The 235-nt window shown below is 32.8% G+C and carries 1 pseudogene; it reads left to right on the forward strand.

Annotated elements, in window-relative coordinates:
* Window positions 1–16 precede the first annotated feature (16 nt).
* Window positions 17–235: pseudogene (locus KK062_RS30580) on the forward strand (hybrid sensor histidine kinase/response regulator); the annotation flags it as partial.

Raw genomic sequence — 235 nt, forward strand, 5'->3', positions numbered from 1 at the left:
CATTACTGAATTGTTGATGTCATCTAAGCCGACTGAAATGGCATTCGAGAGGTTGATCCTTCAAAATGTAATTGATGAGACTATCACCGTAGCTTTAGATAGGATAACTTTAAAACAAATTAAGCTTAAAGTTAATTACCCTGAGTTCCCATGTTTCATCAGTGGTAATAAAGAGAAGCTTAAGATTGCATTCTTAAATATCATCATTAATGCAATAGAAGCTATTGATTCAGAT

The organism is Dawidia cretensis (assembly GCF_018598175.1).
Lineage (GTDB): Bacteria > Bacteroidota > Bacteroidia > Cytophagales > Cyclobacteriaceae > Ohtaekwangia > Ohtaekwangia cretensis.